This window comes from Micromonospora aurantiaca ATCC 27029, assembly GCF_000145235.1.
Taxonomy (GTDB): Bacteria; Actinomycetota; Actinomycetes; order Mycobacteriales; family Micromonosporaceae; genus Micromonospora; species Micromonospora aurantiaca.
On record NC_014391.1, the window covers coordinates 1,915,838 to 1,934,512 of the forward strand.

The 18,675-nt window shown below is 66.4% G+C and carries 20 protein-coding genes; 12 read left to right on the top strand and 8 right to left on the bottom strand.

Annotated features, from left to right (window positions below):
- Positions 1-46: 46 nt before the first annotated feature.
- A complete protein-coding gene (locus tag MICAU_RS09105; RefSeq protein ID WP_244879772.1) occupies positions 47-970 on the top strand; it encodes a TRM11 family SAM-dependent methyltransferase in 924 nt (307 codons plus the stop codon).
- 220 nt (positions 971-1,190) lie between these two features.
- Here MICAU_RS09105 and MICAU_RS09110 read toward each other — a convergent pair whose 3' ends face one another.
- The gene (locus MICAU_RS09110; protein ID WP_013285006.1) at positions 1,191-1,733 is read right to left on the bottom strand and encodes an IS1096 element passenger TnpR family protein; all 543 of its coding nucleotides are present in this window, start codon (positions 1,731-1,733) and stop codon (positions 1,191-1,193) included.
- Positions 1,734-2,666: 933 nt separating this feature from the next.
- Here MICAU_RS09110 and MICAU_RS31825 point away from each other — a divergent pair.
- From MICAU_RS31825 to MICAU_RS31475, 5 genes are all read left to right on the top strand, one after another.
- Complete coding sequence (locus MICAU_RS31825) at positions 2,667-2,969, top strand: helix-turn-helix domain-containing protein (RefSeq protein WP_013285007.1); 303 nt, start codon at positions 2,667-2,669, stop codon at positions 2,967-2,969.
- A 63-nt stretch (positions 2,970-3,032) separates the two neighbouring features.
- Positions 3,033-4,169: a tyrosine-type recombinase/integrase gene (locus MICAU_RS09115; protein ID WP_013285008.1), complete on the top strand. Its 1,137-nt coding sequence runs from the start codon at positions 3,033-3,035 to the stop codon at positions 4,167-4,169.
- Positions 4,170-4,624: 455 nt separating this feature from the next.
- Positions 4,625-4,846, top strand: coding sequence for a hypothetical protein (locus tag MICAU_RS09125; protein WP_041798892.1), 222 nt, complete (start codon positions 4,625-4,627; stop codon positions 4,844-4,846).
- Positions 4,830-5,081, top strand: coding sequence for a hypothetical protein (locus MICAU_RS09130; RefSeq protein WP_013285009.1), 252 nt, complete (start codon positions 4,830-4,832; stop codon positions 5,079-5,081). Before MICAU_RS09125 ends, MICAU_RS09130 begins: the two co-directional genes overlap by 17 nt.
- A gap of 168 nt (positions 5,082-5,249) precedes the next feature.
- Positions 5,250-5,858, top strand: a complete 609-nt coding sequence (locus tag MICAU_RS31475; RefSeq protein WP_013285010.1) for a hypothetical protein — start codon at positions 5,250-5,252, stop codon at positions 5,856-5,858.
- Positions 5,859-6,151: 293 nt separating this feature from the next.
- Here MICAU_RS31475 and MICAU_RS09140 read toward each other — a convergent pair whose 3' ends face one another.
- Positions 6,152-6,532: a hypothetical protein gene (locus MICAU_RS09140; RefSeq protein ID WP_013285011.1), complete on the bottom strand. Its 381-nt coding sequence runs from the start codon at positions 6,530-6,532 to the stop codon at positions 6,152-6,154.
- A gap of 372 nt (positions 6,533-6,904) precedes the next feature.
- On the opposite strand from MICAU_RS09140, the gene MICAU_RS09145 reads away from it, so the two are divergent.
- Positions 6,905-7,357: a hypothetical protein gene (locus MICAU_RS09145; RefSeq protein WP_013285012.1), complete on the top strand. Its 453-nt coding sequence runs from the start codon at positions 6,905-6,907 to the stop codon at positions 7,355-7,357.
- 189 nt (positions 7,358-7,546) lie between these two features.
- Here the strand turns inward: MICAU_RS09145 and MICAU_RS09150 are convergent, their stop codons facing one another.
- Positions 7,547-8,128, bottom strand: coding sequence for a hypothetical protein (locus MICAU_RS09150; RefSeq protein WP_013285013.1), 582 nt, complete (start codon positions 8,126-8,128; stop codon positions 7,547-7,549).
- A gap of 135 nt (positions 8,129-8,263) precedes the next feature.
- Between MICAU_RS09150 and MICAU_RS09155 the strand changes: the two genes are divergently transcribed.
- Positions 8,264-9,046 carry an IS5-like element ISMau1 family transposase gene (locus MICAU_RS09155; protein ID WP_013285014.1) on the top strand — a complete coding sequence of 261 codons (783 nt, stop codon included), beginning with the start codon at positions 8,264-8,266 and terminating at the stop codon, positions 9,044-9,046.
- A gap of 6 nt (positions 9,047-9,052) precedes the next feature.
- Here MICAU_RS09155 and MICAU_RS33405 read toward each other — a convergent pair whose 3' ends face one another.
- A complete protein-coding gene (locus MICAU_RS33405; RefSeq protein ID WP_275896027.1) occupies positions 9,053-9,187 on the bottom strand; it encodes a hypothetical protein in 135 nt (44 codons plus the stop codon).
- A 50-nt stretch (positions 9,188-9,237) separates the two neighbouring features.
- On the opposite strand from MICAU_RS33405, the gene MICAU_RS33640 reads away from it, so the two are divergent.
- A complete protein-coding gene (locus MICAU_RS33640; RefSeq protein WP_013285015.1) occupies positions 9,238-10,014 on the top strand; it encodes an integrase core domain-containing protein in 777 nt (258 codons plus the stop codon).
- A gap of 3 nt (positions 10,015-10,017) precedes the next feature.
- Here the strand turns inward: MICAU_RS33640 and gntD are convergent, their stop codons facing one another.
- The 4 genes from gntD to MICAU_RS32415 are packed head-to-tail and all read right to left on the bottom strand — an operon-like array spanning position 10,018 to position 13,466.
- The gene (gene gntD / locus MICAU_RS09165) at positions 10,018-11,040 is read right to left on the bottom strand and encodes a guanitoxin biosynthesis L-enduracididine beta-hydroxylase GntD (protein WP_013285016.1); all 1,023 of its coding nucleotides are present in this window, start codon (positions 11,038-11,040) and stop codon (positions 10,018-10,020) included.
- Positions 11,041-11,076: 36 nt separating this feature from the next.
- Positions 11,077-11,931 (bottom strand): thioesterase II family protein, encoded by an 855-nt coding sequence (locus MICAU_RS09170; protein ID WP_083791314.1) that lies wholly within the window; start codon positions 11,929-11,931, stop codon positions 11,077-11,079.
- Positions 11,932-11,949: 18 nt separating this feature from the next.
- Complete coding sequence (locus MICAU_RS31480; RefSeq protein WP_013285018.1) at positions 11,950-13,200, bottom strand: ATP-grasp domain-containing protein; 1,251 nt, start codon at positions 13,198-13,200, stop codon at positions 11,950-11,952.
- Positions 13,197-13,466, bottom strand: coding sequence for a hypothetical protein (locus MICAU_RS32415; protein ID WP_145755681.1), 270 nt, complete (start codon positions 13,464-13,466; stop codon positions 13,197-13,199). Before MICAU_RS32415 ends, MICAU_RS31480 begins: the two co-directional genes overlap by 4 nt.
- Positions 13,467-14,469: 1,003 nt before the next feature.
- Between MICAU_RS32415 and MICAU_RS09180 the strand changes: the two genes are divergently transcribed.
- The 3 genes from MICAU_RS09180 to MICAU_RS09190 all read left to right on the top strand — a co-directional run bounded on the left by MICAU_RS09180 (position 14,470) and on the right by MICAU_RS09190 (position 18,657).
- On the top strand, positions 14,470-15,807 hold the full coding sequence (locus tag MICAU_RS09180) for an MFS transporter (protein WP_013285019.1): 1,338 nt from the start codon (positions 14,470-14,472) through the stop codon (positions 15,805-15,807).
- A 152-nt stretch (positions 15,808-15,959) separates the two neighbouring features.
- Positions 15,960-16,682 carry a hypothetical protein gene (locus MICAU_RS09185; protein WP_013285020.1) on the top strand — a complete coding sequence of 241 codons (723 nt, stop codon included), beginning with the start codon at positions 15,960-15,962 and terminating at the stop codon, positions 16,680-16,682.
- Complete coding sequence (locus MICAU_RS09190) at positions 16,672-18,657, top strand: non-ribosomal peptide synthetase (protein ID WP_013285021.1); 1,986 nt, start codon at positions 16,672-16,674, stop codon at positions 18,655-18,657. Before MICAU_RS09185 ends, MICAU_RS09190 begins: the two co-directional genes overlap by 11 nt.
- Positions 18,658-18,675: the final 18 nt, after the last annotated feature.

Consider the following 18,675-nt stretch of genomic DNA (forward strand, 5'->3'; position numbering starts at 1 on the left):
CGTCGGCGACCCCGACGAGCAGAGCACACCGACTGCCCCCTTCACCATCGACTCGATCGGAGGTCATCGGGCTGCTGCCGGCCCGGAGGGCCTGTCGGTGTGGGCGACCGCGCAGGCCACCGGCCCGGTCCAGCGCCGCGGCCGGTACGTCCGTGAGTCGGTGCAGCACCCGGCGCGGATGCTTCCCGCGATCGCCGCGCACGCCGTCACCGCCTACACCCAGCCGGGGGACTTGGTGCTGGACCCGATGTGTGGGATCGGCACTACCCTGGTCGAGGCGATCCATTCCGGCCGCGACGCGATCGGCGTGGAGTACGAGTCCCGCTGGTCCGACATCGCCGACGCCAACATCAAGCACGCCCACACTCAGGGTGCGACCGGCCGGGCCGGCGTCATCCGTGGCGACGCCACCCGCATCCTGTCGCTCGTACCCGGGGCCCTGACCGGGCAGGTCGCCCTCGTGGTGACCTCTCCGCCGTATGGGCCGACCGTGCACGGCCTGGTGCGGCCCGGCGCCGACGGGGTGGCGAAGTTCGACAACGCCTACAACGACGGCACCGACAAGGGCAACCTCGCCTACCGCGACCTCACCGGGCTCGCCGACGGGTTCGCGCAGATCCTCGCCGGCTGCCACACTCTCCTACGCCCCGGTGGGGTCGTCGTGGTGACCGCTCGGCCGTGGCGCAAGCACGGCGAACTGGTCGACCTGCCGTCGGCCGTCATCGGCGCCGGCATCCGGGCCGGTCTCACCCCCGTCGACCGGTGCGTGGCGCTGCTCGCCGCCGTCCGCGACGGCGGTCTCGTGGCCCGGCCGTCGTTCTTCCAACTCCAGGCCGTCCGTAAGGCGCGGGCCGCCGGCACCCCCATGCACCTGATCGCGCACGAGGATGTCCTCGTGTTCATCAAGAGCCAGAGTTCCGGAAGTTCCCGCGAACCCAAGTGTTCTCACGGGGAACCCAAGGCGCGGTAGCGGGCTGCCTCATTCCTGTGCTGCCGCCCCGTGCGGCGCTGGGCGGGTCGGTCCGCCGCCCGTGGTCGAGACGTCACGGTGGGTGGGCTGACTCGTTTCCGTGCTGTCGCCCTGGGGGCTGACGAGGGTCTTGTCATGTCGTCCGCCGCCGTGTCGATCTGCCGGCGTGACGTAGTTGAAGCTTGGTCCCTATCTCCCGATTGAGGCACGTCCGCCGGGTTTAGCCGCGGCGCCGCGGTCCCCACCAGGGCAGGATCGGAGGAAGATCACGCAGCGGGTTCTTGGGAGGCTTGGGCATCGGCGATTCGTCATCGTCGCCGTCCCACCGTCGACCGTACTGATCGGGCAGGTTCCCCCAGCCCCAGTACGGCGTCGGCTCCGTCGGGACGAAGCCGAGCTGTTCCAGCGGATCGATCCGCTGTTCATCGACCGTGCACAGGTGCGCCCAGTCGTCACCCATGTCGAAGACGTAAGCGAGCTGTTCACCTGGGGTGAGCCGGCTCAGCTTGGTCTTGTCGCTGTCGACAGCACCGTCCGGGGCCTCTTCCCGGACCTGGAACGAGCAGACCGGTGTCTCGTCGGCAAGGGTGAACAGGCGCAGGTGTGCCAGGTCCCATCGGCCGAAAGCGTCATCGATCGCCGCGCCGAACTGCTCAAACGTATGCGTCCGCGCCGCCGCGAAGATCCGCCCTGGGCGAGGCCAGAAGTCCTCGCCACGGCCGGACACCAACTCAACCCGGATCGACAACCACGTCCGCGCCACCGCACCGCCTCCGTCACCAGCTGCGCAAAGAACGCTACCGGCGGCACCTCCCTCGGAGGCCGCCGGGGGCCAGAAGCCCAAGCTTGACATTGGAGCGACAAGACATCTCCAAGGCCGGCAGACGCGCCGCCATTAGCGGTGTCCATAGCAATCTGTCGACAAGCGCCACCCACGCTGTTCGCGATCTTCGACCGCCCCTCGTGTTCGTGGAAGACGTCGCCGCCTCCGCGCACGCGGACTCGACGTCGTTCACGCTGACCTGGCCACGCTCGGGTACGAAACGAGCCGGCTATGCCTGTGCATCCGACGCCCGCACCGACGGGACCAGCTGATCCTGCTCGCCACCGGCGGCGGGGGAGCAGGTACTCGCGCTGCCCACCCTCTGCGCCCGCGAGGGTAAAGGACCCGAGCACCCATCACGGCTGCTCGACATCACCGAACCCCCACGGCACCCGCCACCTCCCACCAACCCGATTTGCCAGCGACAGCAGAACCAGCGGCCACCGAGTCGGCCCCGACTTCCGCCCAACCCTGTCCGGGGTCCTGCTGCCTAGACCCCGCGCCTCCTGATGCCAGAGGCCCCGGCCACCACCGCACCGGCGGATCTGGCCTGCGCACCACCGTCGCTCACCCCACCACCACGCTCGGCGCACCCCGCATCCATCCAACCCGGACAAGGCGGCCAACCCGTCCTGGCCCCACCGTTCGTGGCATGGCTCATGGGCCTGCCCGACCCCTCGGTCACCCGGCGTTCGCCCTGCCTCGCACCGTCGCGCTACGGGTTCTCAGAAACGGTGTCGTCCCCGCCCAAGCAGCCGCCGCGTCCGCCCTCCTGCTGTGCCGTCACCACTGACCACCCGCGGGCTCTTCACGGGCCGACCAGACATCCGCCCGCGAAGAGCACGCCCCACCCGCGCCTGCGAGGAGCTCACCGTGCGCGACAACCCGCCCCGCCCCCGACGACGCCCACCGCCGCCACCCACACCCGTCCGCGCGACGGGGCACCACGACGAGCAGGAACCGCGCCTCTACACACCAGCCGAAGCCGCAGCGCTGCTGCGCATCCCGGAATCCTGGCTACGCCGCCGCGCCGGGCGCCGCCAGATCCCCTGCACCTTCCTCGGCAAGCACCTGCGCTTCTCCGCCGCCGACCTCGCCGCCCTCATCGCCGCCTCCGCAGAACCGGCCACCGGCCGCCGCACCCACCGACGCCGCCACCCGCCGACGCCGACTTGATCCGACCCGCGAAGTCACGCGTCCATCACCGACGCACCGCACCCGCACCGAATGGAGTAACCCATGGCTTGGGTGGAACAACGCGGCATGAAGTTCCGCGTCCGCCTCCGCATGACCGACGGCACCGTCACCACAGACTCCACCCATGACCGGCGCGCCGACGCCGTCATTCGCGCCAAAGAGATCGACGTCGAAGTCGCCCGCGACACCTTCATCGACCCTCGCGGCGGACGGATCCCCCTCGCCGAATGGGTGCCCATCTGGGAGTCCACCCACCAGGCGTCTCCCGCGACCTGGGCCGCCTACCGCAGCCACCTGCGGCTGCACATCCTGCCCACCCTCGGCCCGCTACCCCTGGTCGACATCCGCCGCCAACACATCAAGACCCTCGCCGTCGCCCTCGGCAAACGCCTCGCACCCCGATCCGTCGCCGACGTGATCATGGTCCTGTCGATGGTCCTACAAGAAGCCGTAGAAGACCGCCGGATCCCCTTCAACCCCTGCCGAGGAATCCGCATCCCCAAAGGCATCCGCGCCGAGCGGCCCCACGCCACCGCCGAACAAGTCGCCGCCATCGTCGCCCGCCAAGCCCGACCCTCCGACGGCCTGATGGTCCTCACCGCCGCCTACACCGGCATGCGCTGGGGCGAACTCGCCGGCCTGCACCGAGACAACCTCGACCTCACCCTCGGTAGCATCTACGTCCACCCCGACACCGGCGCCCTACACGAAGTCGAAGGCAAGCTGTACCTCGGCCCACCCAAGACAAACGACTCCGTCCGCCACATCCGCCTACCCCGCTTCCTCACCAATCTCCTTGCCACCCACCTCGCCGAACATCTCCACGACACCGTCTTCCCGGGCGCCCGCGGCTACCACCAACGTCGCTCCAACTTCAACCGCCGCGCGTGGACCCCCGCCCTCACCGGCGGCCCCCAGCGAGACATTCCGCCGATCCTTCCCGGGATGCACTTTCACGACCTGCGCCACACCCACAAGACCTGGCTGATCGAAGACGGCATCCCCGAGATCGCCCAGGCCCGACGGCTCGGCCACCGCCTCGCCGGCGTCAGAGGCATCTACAGCCACGTCACCGAACCCATGATCACCAACCTTGTTGATGCGCTGCAGCGACGCTGGGAGACAACCCATCCCGACCGCCCCAACAGCACGCTGCGGCATCTGCGACCCGTCGCTTGATCAGGCTGCTGAGGTGCGCATAGGTGTCCAGCCGTTAGGGGCCACATCATCTCGCCCAGGGCTGGACATGGGCGAGCACTGTTTGAGCGGGGGGTGTTGTGCCGAGCATTCGCGGGCACTTGCACCGCTGCGGAGAGCATCTGAGACTCCGCCGTCAAGCCTGGTTCGCGCAGCTCAGCGCCGACGGCTGGACCCTCCTTGAGCCGTACGTGTTCGACGAGCGGCGCCACATGCCCGGCGATGTGGCCGCCACCGTCGGCACGTTCCGACCGACCCGCACCAGCTGACCGGCCACACCCACGGTCACCTAGCTGACAACGGGCAGGTCAACACCCACTTTCGGACCATCATCGATACGACATGTCACGTGGGGAGACAGTCTTAACCAACCCGTAGCAAGCGCAGCAGCCGCACGACGTCTACGGCCAGCCGCCCGTCCAGCACCAGCTGGCCGAGTGGCCGCCGGCCGCCGCTGGGATGACGCCGTCGGCACCGCCGGCCGCGCCCAGCCGCAAGCCGCTGATCGCCGCCGCCGCAGCCTCGCTGTGCTCTTGCTCGCCGTCGGCGGCTACGGCCTGTACGACCGGTTCATCCGCGAGGACACCGGTGTCGTCGTCTGCAAGGCCATGCGCGCGAGGAAAGAAGGCCGACGGCAGCGCTATGGACAGCGGCGATGACAAGCTCATCGAAGCCGAGTACCGGCAGGCCCGCAGTGTGTTCGAGAACTCCCGCCACGACGACATCCGCGCGCACGGCATGGCGCTGATGGACCTCGCCTGGCAGATGTCGCAGATCCCGAATGGGCAGGAGATGGGCGCGCTGGCGTTCATTGGCCCGATGACGACGCACATCTCGGGCCTGCAGACAGCGTGCGCGAATCAGGGCGTCATCGTCACCCTGGACATCGAGTAACCGCACACCAGTGAAGCCCTCATCCAAGGCGGGTAAAGGCTCCGTCGTCCACCAGGATCCTTCGCTGACCATGTGGCGATAGCTTCTGGGATGACCGGAAGCCGGGACCCTTCATGGTGATCTTTCGGGATATCGTGCGCCCGTAGACGTGAGACGAGGGAGTGACGCATGCGTACACGGCAAACCGACGCCGCACCGCGCCGAGCGAGTGTCGCGCTAGCCCTCGCCGGCCTGCTCGTGGCGAGCGGCTGCTCACAACCCGCCTACGACGCCGAGCGGAAGACGGAAGCGCGGTCGGCGTCGCCCTCACCGACCGCGGCCATGCGTCTCGAAAAACCGGAGAGGTTGGTGAGCGGCTGGCCCGAATCGAAGAGCCAGACGTTGCGCGAACAAGCCCAGCAAAGCATGGGCGGGCTCAAAGAACTCCTCGACGGTGAGCCAACTAGCGCGGTCGCAGCGGCCTACACCAATGCAGATGAGCAGTACAGCGCCCTGGCCAGCGGAGTGTCCGGAAAGGTAACAGACCCGAAGGCAACCCTCGACAGACTCTTCGCGACCCTGCCGAGGCTGTCCGGTGTCAAGCCGACCCGGCCGGGGCCAATGGGCGGCGACGCCCGCTGCGGCAAGGGTGAAACCCAGGGCGTCAACGTCGAGGTCTGTGCGTGGGCTGACAACCACAGCGTCGGCATGGTGGCCTTCCTCGGTTTCCCATCTACCGGTAGCGCGGCCAGCATGTTCGTGCAGACGCGTTCCCAACTGGAGCGCCCGGCCACCTGAGGACCCGCCCCGTTGAACGCCGGGTTCTCATGGGAGCAGTCATGACGACACGAGAACGACCAGCTGCGATACTCGGTCGATGGCGGACCTGGGCCCGGCATGACCTGGGACCTCAGCGACGACGAAGTGGCCGCCGATGGTGGCGTCCTGGGTCATCCGGTGACGTAGGTCCACGCCCACCTATCAAGCCGACGTCGCTCCGTGGCGCAGGTTGCACGTTCGAGCCGAGTCCGCCAGCGATTAAGCCCAGGGCGTGAAGGTTCCGCGGTGCAGGACACGGCACGGCCGTGTGGTCAGGACCAGGGTTCTTCGCCTAGCAGGTCACGGCACGCTGTCTTCAGCTTCTGTTGAGCTTCGGTGACCCGGGCCTCGGCCTGTGTCATGTCTGCTTTGCCCTTGCTGCCTACGTCCAGGTCGCCGGCCTCCTGCACGGCCAGCACCAACTCCTTGCCGGCGGCGTTTATCGCGGGGTCTGTCGAGCGAGCAGCCCGGGTCGCGACACTGCCATTCAGGATCCAGCCATGGTCATTCTCCTTCAACCGTTGCGCCAGCAAGATGCAGCCGCTGCGGCTGTACTGGTCAGGGCTGGGACGGCTTGCCTCCGGCTTGTCGTCGCTGCAGGCGGAGAGAAAGAGGACGGCACCTAGCAGGCCCGCGGCGAGGAGTCGCTTCACCGGCGGAGCTTATCCCAGTGATCATGAGCCAGTGCTCCGCGATGGATGGGCAAGCCTCATGGCTGCTCGCCCAGCGCCGCGCCGGGGCAAACTTGCATCGACGTGCGGCTCTAGATCCGCCATGGTGGAGTTGGTAGGATTCGGGCAGTTGAGACCCGAGTCCCACCAGCAGCCATCTGACCAGGGTCTCCTGCGCGGTGTGACCACTTTGGAAATACCGAAGTATCAGCGCGCGCGGCTGGGGTCCGCGGCTGGCAGTTTGCGCTCACGCCGGGGCGGATGCCGACGGACTGGCCGTCTGGTATGACACCAGAGTTGGCCCTGCACGTGCTGGCCGTCAACGGTGCCGTCGGCTGGTCATATCCTCGCTAGATGAGGGACGAGGAGACCGCGGAGCTTGTCATCGATCGCCTGCTCCGAGCGTTGGCGGCGCAACTTCACACGTCGGGGAGTCCGTCCCTGGCGGCCGGTGCGGTCGAGGCGCTCGCCGACTTGAGCGGAGCCCAGGCCGATGTCGTCTTCGGCCAGGCGGGTCATCTGGTGCACTACGGCGCGGACACCGAACCGCTGAAGGCTCTGATCGGTGCGATCACGGCCGTCCAACGCGATGAGGCTCCGGCAGATGCCGTGGTCAAGCCGGGTGACGAGGTGCGACTCGTGGGCGAGGTGCCAGAGAGCCTTGCCGACTATGACGAGACGTGGCTCCGCGAGACTACGTTCGTCGTCCGCTACGTCGGTAGGGACGCGATGGTCGGCCTGCAGCCGGACCTGATCGAGGATTACGTGATCGCGACGGTGCCGGCCGCCGGCGTGCAGCCTTTGTGAAGGGAGAGCATTCCGTAGCATCGCCGTATCCTCACCGGGACGGCTGTCGTCCATGCGCCCGGTGATACTTCGGCGACAACCTTGATGCCGGACACGCCGACGACGGCGACGTATGCCGGCTCATGCCTCAGACGACGCGCTACGCAGTGCCGCCACAATCCGATCGAGCGTGCTCTCGGTCGCACCGAGTTAGCGCACATTCGACGTCTCGATGATGGTGGTTGTTCCTACGGTGGGCCGGCCCTCGTGCATGGTGATCGTCATGCCCGGCTGCAGGTGCCTCCAGAGGGCTGGGGACAGCGGGCCAAGGCGGACGGACCCGGTGGCGGCCGGCGGCATCGTCGGTGCTGACTCCACCCAGATGCGTGCCACGAGCATATCGGGGTCGCCCGCGGCCGTGCGCCTGCCGATATCCCACAGCGGTCGGAGGATGCCCTTGCCCGGGATCGGCGTTTGTCGGCCACCTTCGGCGGGCGACAGGAGCCGCAACTCGGCGCGGACGATCCCGTGGATGCTCTCCCACCGACCCCAGCGGCACCATGCCGCGGCATCAGAAAGCCCCATCAGTTCGGCGCTGTCGATCAGCAGATCCCACCAAGCGACCGGTGGTCGCCAACCCGAGCCGAGGTCCTCCGCAAGGAGGTCGAGCGCGACCTCCCACTCGTCGTGGTGGGGGTACTCGCGGACGTCCACCCTCGTCACGCCGGCCTCGTTGACGACATCAGCCGGGACCATGGCCGCAGCCCGGGCGAGTAGTTCGGCAACATCCACCTGCGGATTATTGAGCCATTTTCATCGTGATGGTGCAGGTCACGGGTGGCGGGTGAGGCCCGGTGTCTACAAAGGACGAGGCTCCTGGTAAGGCAGCAGTCGACCAAGATCCGATGCCGTAACGGGAGCCTCGCCATGCTGTCTTACCCTGCCGCGATTCCGCTGTCCACCCGGACCCTGAACCACCTCGCCGGCCTCATCCGCAGGCACCGTCACCAGCACCGATCCCGCTGGCGACGGCTCGGGCCCGGCCGTCAGGCGCTGCTCGCCCTGGCCCACCTGCGCAACGGTGACACCTACACCCGGCTGGCCGGCGGGTTCGAGATCGGCGTGGCGACCGCCTGGCGGTACGTCCGCGAGGCCGTCGACCTCCTCGCCGCAGCCGCCGACGACCTGTCCGCCGCCATGCGCAGGATCCGCCGCCTGGCCTATGTCGTCCTCGACGGCACCCTCATCCCGATGGACCGCGTCGCGGGCCAGAAGCCCTACTACTCCGGCAAACACCGCCGTCATGGCATGAACGTGCAGGTCATCGCCGACCCGGCCGGTCGGCTCGTCTGGGCCTCGCCCGCGCTCCCCGGCTCCGTCCACGACCTGACCGCTGCCCGCGCGCGCGACCTGATCCAAGCGTTGAGTAGGGACAACGTGATGACCTTCGTCGACAAGGCGTACCAAGGCGCGGGCGGCAGCATCCGGACACCGTTCAAACGCCACCGATACCGGCAGCGGCTGTCACGAGGGCAGAAGGCCGTGAACCGTGCCCACGCCCGGATCCGCGCCATCGGCGAACGCGCCAACGCCACCCTCAAGGGCTGGAAGATCCTGACCAAACTGCACTGCTGCCCCCGCCGCGCCACCGCGATCGTGCGGGCCACCCTCGTCCTTCACCACGTCGAAGCCAAGCGTCACGCAGGATGAAACTGCTCACTGTCGCGACCGTGCGTCGCACCGTTCGGGCCAGCCGCCCGTGGAAGCGACGCCGACCGCATGAACGAGGGCGGCCAGGTTATAGGTCGTCAGGATCTGCGCCTGCTCGATCACCGTGCCGTTGGCCTCCACCGACCAGTGCCCGCAGGCCTCGTCGGCCTGGGTGGTCGTATGCTGCTGCCATGTGGAGTGAGTCCGATAACCATGGCTTCGTAAACGAGCAGGACTATCTGCGGTCGCTCAAGAAAGACGACAGCTACACCTTCACGTATCAGTTCGAATACATCGTCAAGAACCACGGGAACGACAACTACGACATCGGCACTGCGAACATGGTTGTCCGCGTCGAGTGGAACAACTCTGAGGCGGGATACACCATCGCCTATGATGTCCCCGAGTTGTACAAGATCGATCCCGCCGAGGGAAACAGTGACGCTGAGGGCTTCTACGAGTCTGACGTGTACTGGCGATTGATGGACGACCTCGGGAGTAAGTTCAGGACGCTGAAGTGCCGGCCGGACTTCCCCGACGGTTTTGGATCCATCCAGGATGCCCGAGCCCACTGCCGGGCCTTTTTCACCTGGTACGACACGATCCACCGGCACTCAGGCATCGGCTGGCACACCCCGAACGACGTCCACACGGCCACGCCGAGCGGGTGCGCGAGGTCCTGGCCGCCGCCTACGCCCGCAACCCCGAGCGGTTCGTACGCGCCATCCCACAACCGCCCGCTCTGCCCGAAGCCGCGCGGAGCAACTAGGCCCAGGAGAACATGGCTCACTCAACGGGTCCTGAACTATTCGCCCCCGAACTGGTTGATATCTTTTGTTCCCCGGCACCCGCCGTGGATATGCGGACCTGATGTTGCAGTTGGTACCGTCTGCCCGGGCCATCTCGACAGGTTCGTCTGGGTATGGCCAGCCCCGCCAAGCGGCAAACCGCTGCTTATCTGCCTGTAGCGTTCAGAACAGCACCCGGTAGCTCGACGGCCCCCGATCGCCCTCGGCCTTCCGCAAGTTACGGCTGACGATCATGCGCTTCAACCATCGGTCGCTGCCGTCATACCGAGAGCGGAACGCTTTTCTCCCGTGCACGGCTCGGTAGTTGTCGACAACCAGGAGGGTCCCACGCTCTACGACAACCGACTGCTGGTGCCGCTTCAGTTCCGCCATAAGAGCGTCGAGCGCCCTCTCAGCTTCCACGTCGCCCTCAGCACAGCGCATGAACGGCCGGTCGATCCGCAGGTACGGATTGAGTCGGTCACCGAAGAGGACTGCGACCGCCTCCGGAGCCCGCTGGAGCTCCAAGGCCCGCGCGAGCGCCGGATGGTCCGGGTGCCGGCGCTGCAACTGCCGCACGTGCTCGTCGTCGGGGAATATGTGGAAGCGTGGCTGTGACAGCACGCTCCGAACCGCGTCGGAAAGCTCCACGTCGCCGATGGAGGCCAAGTACGTCGGGACCTCGTCGTTGTTGCGGACACCAAAGAGCATCAGGTAGTCACAGCGTGCGGGGTGGAAGCCGTCCTCGGTGTGGAACTCCAGTAGCACCTCGCTGCTGTGCCCGTTCTGCCGTCGCTCGTCGCCTCGGATCGGGACGATGTTTTGGATCATGGAAGCGTTCTGCAGGGTCGACCATGTGAACGGATCCCCCAGTGCCAAGCCGCACATCGCGATGAAGATGTCGTGGTTGAGGACCGGGCGGTCGAGAAGTGCCTCCTCCCACGTCGGCGGGGTCAGACCAACCTGGTCCTCCGGCACAGGGAAACCTTTGACCAAGCAAGCCGCGGCCGCCTCTGTCCGGCGAAACCACTCCAGGAACCGGCGTACTCCCTCAGGAAGATGCAGGTGAAGGTCCCAGTGCTTGTCGCAGAAGCGCGGGTCGGTCGGCGGGATCGGCTCGTCGCACAACATGCGCGAGTACCCAACGATCTCATCGATCTCGGCCGACGACAGCGTGTACTGAGCGATCCTGTCCAGGGTCTTCATAGCTTGACTTCATTGCCTTCCGGATCTGGGTGCATTTCAGGGAGGGGGCGGGCACCGGACCACGTGGGGTGGTTGGTCTTCGGAGATCACGCTCGACATGAGTCGCAGCACCGATTCCCTGTACTCATTGATGTAGAAGTGCCCGCCCGTAAACCGGTGGAATGTCGGCGGCCTAGTCGTCAGACTCGACCAAGCCTCGAACCGGTCGATCGAGACAAGGTCGTCGGTGGCATAGAGGACGTGGGTCGCGCAGGCGAGGGGCTCGTCTGGCCGGTAGACGTAAGACTCAACCATCTCGTGGTCGGCCCGCAGGTACGGCAGGACGATCCCGGCCAATTCCTGGTCCTGCAACACTTCGGCGGGCATCCCCCCGTGGCGGCTCGCCACCGTTTCGAGGAATTCGCTGTCGGGCAAATGGTGGATGGGCGCTTCCGGGCGGGCAAGGTGCGGTGCCGGGCAGGCCGAGACCCAAAGCCAATCCGGGCCAGGACGTCCCTGCCGCCTGAGCACGCGGGCCACCTCAAAGGCGACCAACCCACCCATGCTGTGCCCGAACAGCCCGAACGGCGGCACGAAGTCGACCCCGTCGAGGAGGGCTGCCACCATCTCGTCCAGTCGGCGGTACGGCTTCTCCCGCAGGCGAGTGCCACGGCCGGGGTAGCGAACGCCCCAAATCTCGATGTCCTGCCCGGGCGGCGACCAACGACCAAACTCGCTGCCGCTGCCACCGGCATGCGACAGACAGTAGATCCGACTGGCGGCCGCCGGCGTCGATCTGCCGCATACCAGCCACCGCTCGGCACTCGCTAGCCGGCGCGTGCCGACCGACGACACCCCTGGTAGAACCGGCCGGTATCGATTGATCTGAGGCGAACCTTGAGTGTCATCCATCGGGCTGTTCCGTGAAGGTCACCATGCGGCGCCGGGCGAAAAGGTTACGTCCAGGGTTTTGTGGATGTCCCGCCGCAGCCGGGCCAGTGCCGGGTGCCCGTGGATCCGGCCGAATACCGTGCAAAGCTGGCTCACCGAGCCGTCGCGCCAGTCGACGATCGATCCCGGACGGGCAACGGCGACCACACGGTCGATCCCCTCGAGGGCGCGGACTGCATCGAGCCCTCCGATCGATTCGACCCTCACCCTCTCCAGCGGGGATAGGAGGCTCATCTCGAAGACCACCTCCTCCGACTTGTCGGGACAGTCGGGCTGCGGTCGGTAGTTGAGTGCGATCTGAAGGGCGATGGTGATCGGGTTCAGCGCGCCTGCCTTGCGGACAATGTCGGCGGTGCCGCCGCCCAAGCGGCCGTTGATCTCGATGATCCGCGGACCCGTCGCGGTGAACTTGACCTCCGTGTGGGTTACCCCGTCGCGCACGCCGACCGCGGTGAGCGCAGCCGCGACCAGGCTTCGGACCTGTTGGCGGGCAGGCTCGTCGAGGGTGGACGGGAAGAAGTCGCCCGTCTCACGAAACGGCTCGGCCAGCGGAAACTTTCCGAGGGTGACGATGTGCTGATGGTCGCCATCGAAACTGGCGTACTCCACCGAGACGTGGTCACCCCACCCTTCGCCCGTCCACCGCCGGTCGCCCACCAGCAGCTCCTCGACGACGAAGTCCTCTGAGAGGTCGATGGAGCGGGCGAGGTTATGCCAGTCCTCGGCGGAGTCGAGACGAAAGGTATCCCGGCTGTGCGTGCCAGTTGACGGCTTCAGCACGGCCGGGAAGCCGATCTCATCGAGCGCGGCGGTGGCCTCCTCCACGGAGCGGACGAGACGAAACGCCAGGCCGTCCACGCCGGCGCTGGCGAGGGCCTCCCGCTGCAGCGACTTGCGGGTCAGCCGGTCCAGGGTGGCGAGATCGTGGCCGCGCAGGGAGAGCCGCTCTCCGAGCTGGCAGGTCAGTCGTAGCGCGTACTCGCTGAAGGTAACAATGCCGGCCGGCCGTCGCTCACGCAGCATATCGGCGAGCTCGTCCACGGTACGGCCAGTGGCGTCGAGACCGTCGGCGAGTTCCCGGATGAACTCTACGCCGGGTGCCGCCTCAGGTCGGCTGCGGTCGTACAGGAAGAGAACATCGCAGGTGCCAGCGGCCGCCGACAGGATTTCCAGTGGCGTCGCCGCGCCGATGTCGTACACGACGACAACCGTCGGCAGCACGTCCGTCATGCCACTACCTCCCGGCCGCCGGACAGCTTCGCGGTCAAATTGTCCCCTGTCAGCGGCAGCAGCGAGTCCTGCACGTGATGCACGGCAAGTAAGTGCGTGTGCGTAGAGAGCGGGTCGCCAGTTGGTGAGACATCGTCGAGCACGAACCTGACAATGCCGAAACGCCTGAATGTGGCAGGGGGAAATGACTGAATTGAATGAACGCAATCAGCCACGTTCAACTTGGCGACGATGCGATCCCCCGCATGCTTCAATTCTGTCTCCATAACTTGTTCCCCGTTACAGCGACGTCCTCGTCGATCACTCGCCCATCTGCTGCTGCATGACTGAGGACAGTGCTAGCGAGCGAACATAGCCGGTACCTGCTGCGTCGTCAACCACCAACCATCAGCGGCGGAGAGGGGTCTTATCGTCCTAAGTCGGGCTGAGAGCACCAGGCGTACGAAGTGGACAAATGAACCTCTATGTGTCCTCTCTAGTCCATACGAGTGGTTGACAGGCGGTGGGGGTGTCCGTAGGTTGATGCGCCGAACAGGCCAGAAGGCAAGCGGGGGTTTCCATGGCTATGTCCAGGCGCGCCGGTCATGCGGAGGAGGATTCGTCAAATTCTCCCACCGGTGATCGCATTTCAATTCGGTTTCCTCGTGCCAGTGCTCGAATCACCGGCGTCCGCCGCGTCCTCGTCGGTGTCGAAAGCTGCGCCGCCTCGAGGCATGGCATCGACCACTATGGGTAGGTCAACCGCCATCCAGGCCAACTGAAACCCTTCCGTGCGATTACATCGGAAAGTAGCACTAAGACCATGGCCGTGCTCGATGTGAATACCTGCAAGGCGGGTGTGGAGTTGGCCGAGACCGTTGTTGCCATAGAGGACAACTGCGGGCAACTGTTCGCGCTCGGCCAGCCTGGCTTGCCGGCTTCGGCCGGGGCACCACGGCACGACATTGGGGTGCGTGCCCGTCACCACGTCACGGGTGCCAAGGCTGGGCCAGGCCGCGTTGTAGTACCCCCAATCGGCCAGCCAAACGCTGATGTTCGGCAGGCGTTCGACGCCCCTGGGGAGACCGGGGTGCAGTTGGGCCCGTAAGCATCCCCCCCCGGCAATGCCGCAGCCTCTGTATAGCGGCCACAGGCTCGGGATCCACAGCGGTCTGGATGACGAAAGGGACCGCCCGTCCCGTTCGCCAGGACACGCTAAGACCCATCATTTTCCATGGCACCGGGGCGGTCAGGCGAAGATGCCCGACAGCTCGTCGAGAGGAATGTCTGATGTCAGCCTCCATCAGGGAGTCTGTCCTACCGCTAGGAGTGCGGGACTACCGCAACCTTTTCTTCGCGAACATGGCTTCATTCCTCGGTGACCAGGTCGTTCCGGTAGCACTCGCCTTCGCGGTACTGCAGGTCACCGGCTCCGCCTCCGCCCTGGGAATCGTCCTCCTGTCGCGGACGGTGCCCATGGCGCTGTTCGTCCTGACCGGCGGCGTATGGGCTGACCGACTGCCCCGTCAGCTGATCATGGTCGGCTCCGACGCGGTGCGATTCGTCAGCCAGGGCATCTTCGCGGCGCTCATCTTCGCCAACCATGCGCCCATGTGGGCCATGGTGGTCCTCCAAGCCGTTCACGGCACGGCGACCGCCTTTTACCGGCCAGCGTCGAGTGGCCTGTTAGCACAGGTGCTGCCCCGGGAGCTGCGTCAGCGGGGTGTCGGCCTTATGTACTCGATGGCAGGCCTGACCCACGTGGCCGGCCCGGCGATCGCCGGTGTACTCCTCGCGGTAACCAGTCCCGCATGGGCACTTGCCATCGATGCAGCGTCGTTCGCGGTCAGTGCTTTCCTGCTCACTCGTGTCAGTCCCGCAGAGCGAGGGCCTGCGAAGGAGCGCCAGAGCTTCGTGCGGGACCTGGCGGAGGGCTGGAACGAGGTAATCTCCCGGTCATGGCTGCGTTCCTGGATCCTGAACTTCGCGCTGTTCCAGTTCGCGCTTCTCGCCGTCTTCTGGGTGCTCGGCCCAGTCGTCGCTAAGACCTCCCTGGGTGGCGGGACCGCGTGGGCGATCATGTCGGCCTCCGTGGGTATGGGGTCGCTCCTGGGCAGTCTCGTCGCGGTGCGGTGGCATCCAAAGCGGCCACTGGTCGCGGTCGGCGGGTCGCTGCTGCTTTCACCGGCCGTGCTGCTGGGGCTCGCGGCGCCGGCACCGGTCTATGCCCTCGCTGGCATGTCGTTCCTCTTTGGTGCCGTGATAGCCTTCGCCGACGCGATTTGGGAAAGCGTGATGCAGAACCACGTGCCCGAACGTGTGCTATCGCGGGTCATCGCCTACGACTATCTCGGCTCCACCGTCCTGCGGCCCATCGGGCTGGCCGTCGTTGGTTCGGTCGCGGCGACGATCACCACGCAGGTTACGCTCGTCGGTGCCTCGGTCCTCTATCTGGCCGTGACGCTGGCCGCGCTCGCCATGCCGATCACCTGGACGCTTTCCTCGCACGCCCCATTGCAGCCAGAGGAGGCGATGGCGTCGGCCGATCTTGTAGAGACGCAGCCGCATGTTGGCCCCGTAAGCGGCACGAGCCACGCGGCGCCGGCATTGGGGGAGAGAGGAAGATGACGGGGACCGCTGTCGTCAGACCTTCCACTCTTGGCATATTTCGAGGGATTGCATTGATTAATGAGGCATGGACACCCGGCGCCAGTGATGGCGCGGGAGGGACTGGCAGAATTCTCGTCCTCGACTACACCGGGCGGCGGCCGGAGGCGCCCGTGTCGGCGCTGGACCTCGAGTCGCACGGGCACATGGTGCACTACATGCTGAGCCCACCGTTTCCGCGGCAGTTTTCCGCTGGCGCTTACGCCATGGAGCTGCTGGGCCGGCAGGGCGACGTTGACGGCGTGCGGGCGGTGCTGGCGTACTGTATGGCGGCTCCCATCGCACAGGAGTTGGCGGCCTATGTTTACGCCATCACCGGCCGCGCATTGCCGCTGATACTCTTCGACGGCGAACCTGCCCGGGCACCTGCGGTCCAGGAGCAATACGAGATGGCGCTCCATAAGCTGAGAGAGTTTCTCTCCGTGGACGAGGCGGGGTGGACCCCGACGTCGATGTTCGACGAAGTGGCCGTGCGCGAGCGGCCGGAGGCAGTGCTCCGGTCAATGCACGCGGGACTGCTGGGTGTCGGTGAGCAGGCGGCGACCTACTCTCCCGGCGACGCCGCTGCCACAATGGCCGATGCCGAGGCCATCGCTGACTTCTACCTCGACTGGCTGGGCCACCTCGTGGCGGCACATAACACCTCGTGGCCGGCCTGGGGTGGACCGGCGTACCAGATTGTTTCCCGAGGGCACGAGCACGCGTCGGAATGGCCGGGTGCCACGCGAACTCTAACCGTCGCCATCGACGCGTCGCGCAACGACCTGCTTCGCCACGCCAGCACCGCAGAAGCCGTGCTCTCGATCCTCGTCAAGGAGGCCGAGCATGCAGCCTGAGGCCGCGAGCTGGGAACGCAGCGGAATGGCATTCCAGGTGGTGCGTTGGACGAACGGGCAGTTGAGTATCTGGCCGGTGGATCGGGAACTGCCCGCCGATTGGACGCCGACTGGTCACCAGGGAACGTATGCGACGTGCCTCAAACAGGCGGAGGCGCTGGGGTCGACCTCGGCCGAGCCTGTCGCCGAATGCATGGATTCCTCCACCTGCGATCACCCCAACCTGCTGACGTTGTTCGCCGACAGCGTTGCGCGTCACGGCGGCCGCCCGGCCGTGTCCGACGCCGTCCGCTCCCTCACGTACGTCCAACTGGACCAGGCGTCGGACGCGATGGCGGCGGCCCTGGTGGGCCGAGGCGTTCAGCGCGAGGACCGCGTGGCTGTATTCCTCCCCCGGGGCGTCGACGTGATCATCGCGCTGCTGGCCACGCTCAAGGCCGGCGGTGCATACGTCCCGATCGACGCCCGTTTGCCGGACTCGCGACGTGATCTCATGATCAAAAACAGCGGAGCGCGGCTCGTAATCACGACGCCCGGCCCACAGGACGGCCTCGCCGGACTGGAGGCGATAGCGCCGCTACCGCCGGATCTGACGGGCGAGAGTCCTGACCACTTGCCCGCTACTTCGGTGATGGGTTGCCAGGCCGCCTGCGTCCTCTTCACCTCGGGATCCTCGGGAACGCCAAAGGCCATCGTCCTGGAGCACCGCAATCTCGCATATTTCGCTGTAAATCCGGCGCTGCCCCAAATCCTTCCACAGGATCGGGTGGGACACGTGTCGAGTCTGTCGTTCGACGCGTTCAACTTCGAGGTCTGGTGCTCTTTGGCAGCGGGGGCGGAAATCGTCGTACTGCCCACCATGCCTGACCTGATCGGAGGAGATCTGCAACGCGAACTGCGCCGTCAACGGATCACCGCGATGCTGGTGCCCACCATGGCGGTCAACCATGTTGTACGCGAGGACCGGGAATCCTTCTCGACGTTGCGCCTCCTGCACACTGGCGGCGACGTTATCCTGCCCTCTGCGTGCCGTGACCTGCTGAGCAGCTCCTTTCGTGGTCACTTCCACAATCTGTATGGGCCAACCGAGGGCACGACCGCCTGCACCTCGTACCGGGTCAAGACCGTGCTGCCGGACGACACCAGCGTGCCCATCGGCGCTCCTTTGGCGGATGCACAGATCTACGTACTGGATCAGAACCGCTATCCGGTTGCCGATGGGAGGACCGGTGAGCTGTTCGTGGGAGGATCGGGGGTGGCCCGAGGATACCTCGGCCAGCCACGGCTCACCGCGGCCAGCTTCCTTCCGAATCCTTTCCACCCCGGCCGTATGTACGCGACGGGTGACTTGGCGCGGCGGCGTGAGGACGGGCAGCTAGAGTTCCTGGGCCGAATCGACGATCAAGTCAAGGTGCGGGGCTACCGCGTCGAGCCGAGGGAGGTGGAACGAACTCTCGCCCGCCTCGGCGGGGTGTTGGAGGTGGCGGTGGTCGCAATCGGGGAGGGCGACGGCAAGCATCTCGTGGCGCTCGTAGCGGGAGAGGAGAAGATGTCGCTGCGGAAGCTGCGCGAACATGCTACTGAGACTATGCCCGAGTACATGGTCCCCAGCGCCTTCGCCGTCGTCCCGAAGATCCCGGCGAACGATCACGGCAAGCGGGACACCCGGCAACTGGCGGACCTGGCGCGCAAGGAACTCGACCGGCGCCGAGACACCGTGCCACCGCGAGACGCGGTGGAATCTTACCTTGCCAAGCTTTGGGAGGAGTTGCTCGATGTCGAGCAGGTTGGGGTCCATGACGACTTCTTCGCGCTCGGTGGGAACTCGCTCCTGGCGTTCCGCGTCCGCCGCCGGGTCATCAATGACACCGGCGCGCCGCTCGATATGCAGGACGTCCTGAGTACGACGGTGCTCGCTGACCTCGCGACAATCGTTCGCAAGCGAAAGGCCTCTTCGGGTGACCATCACTTCTGAATCGGTGACGCTGACGGA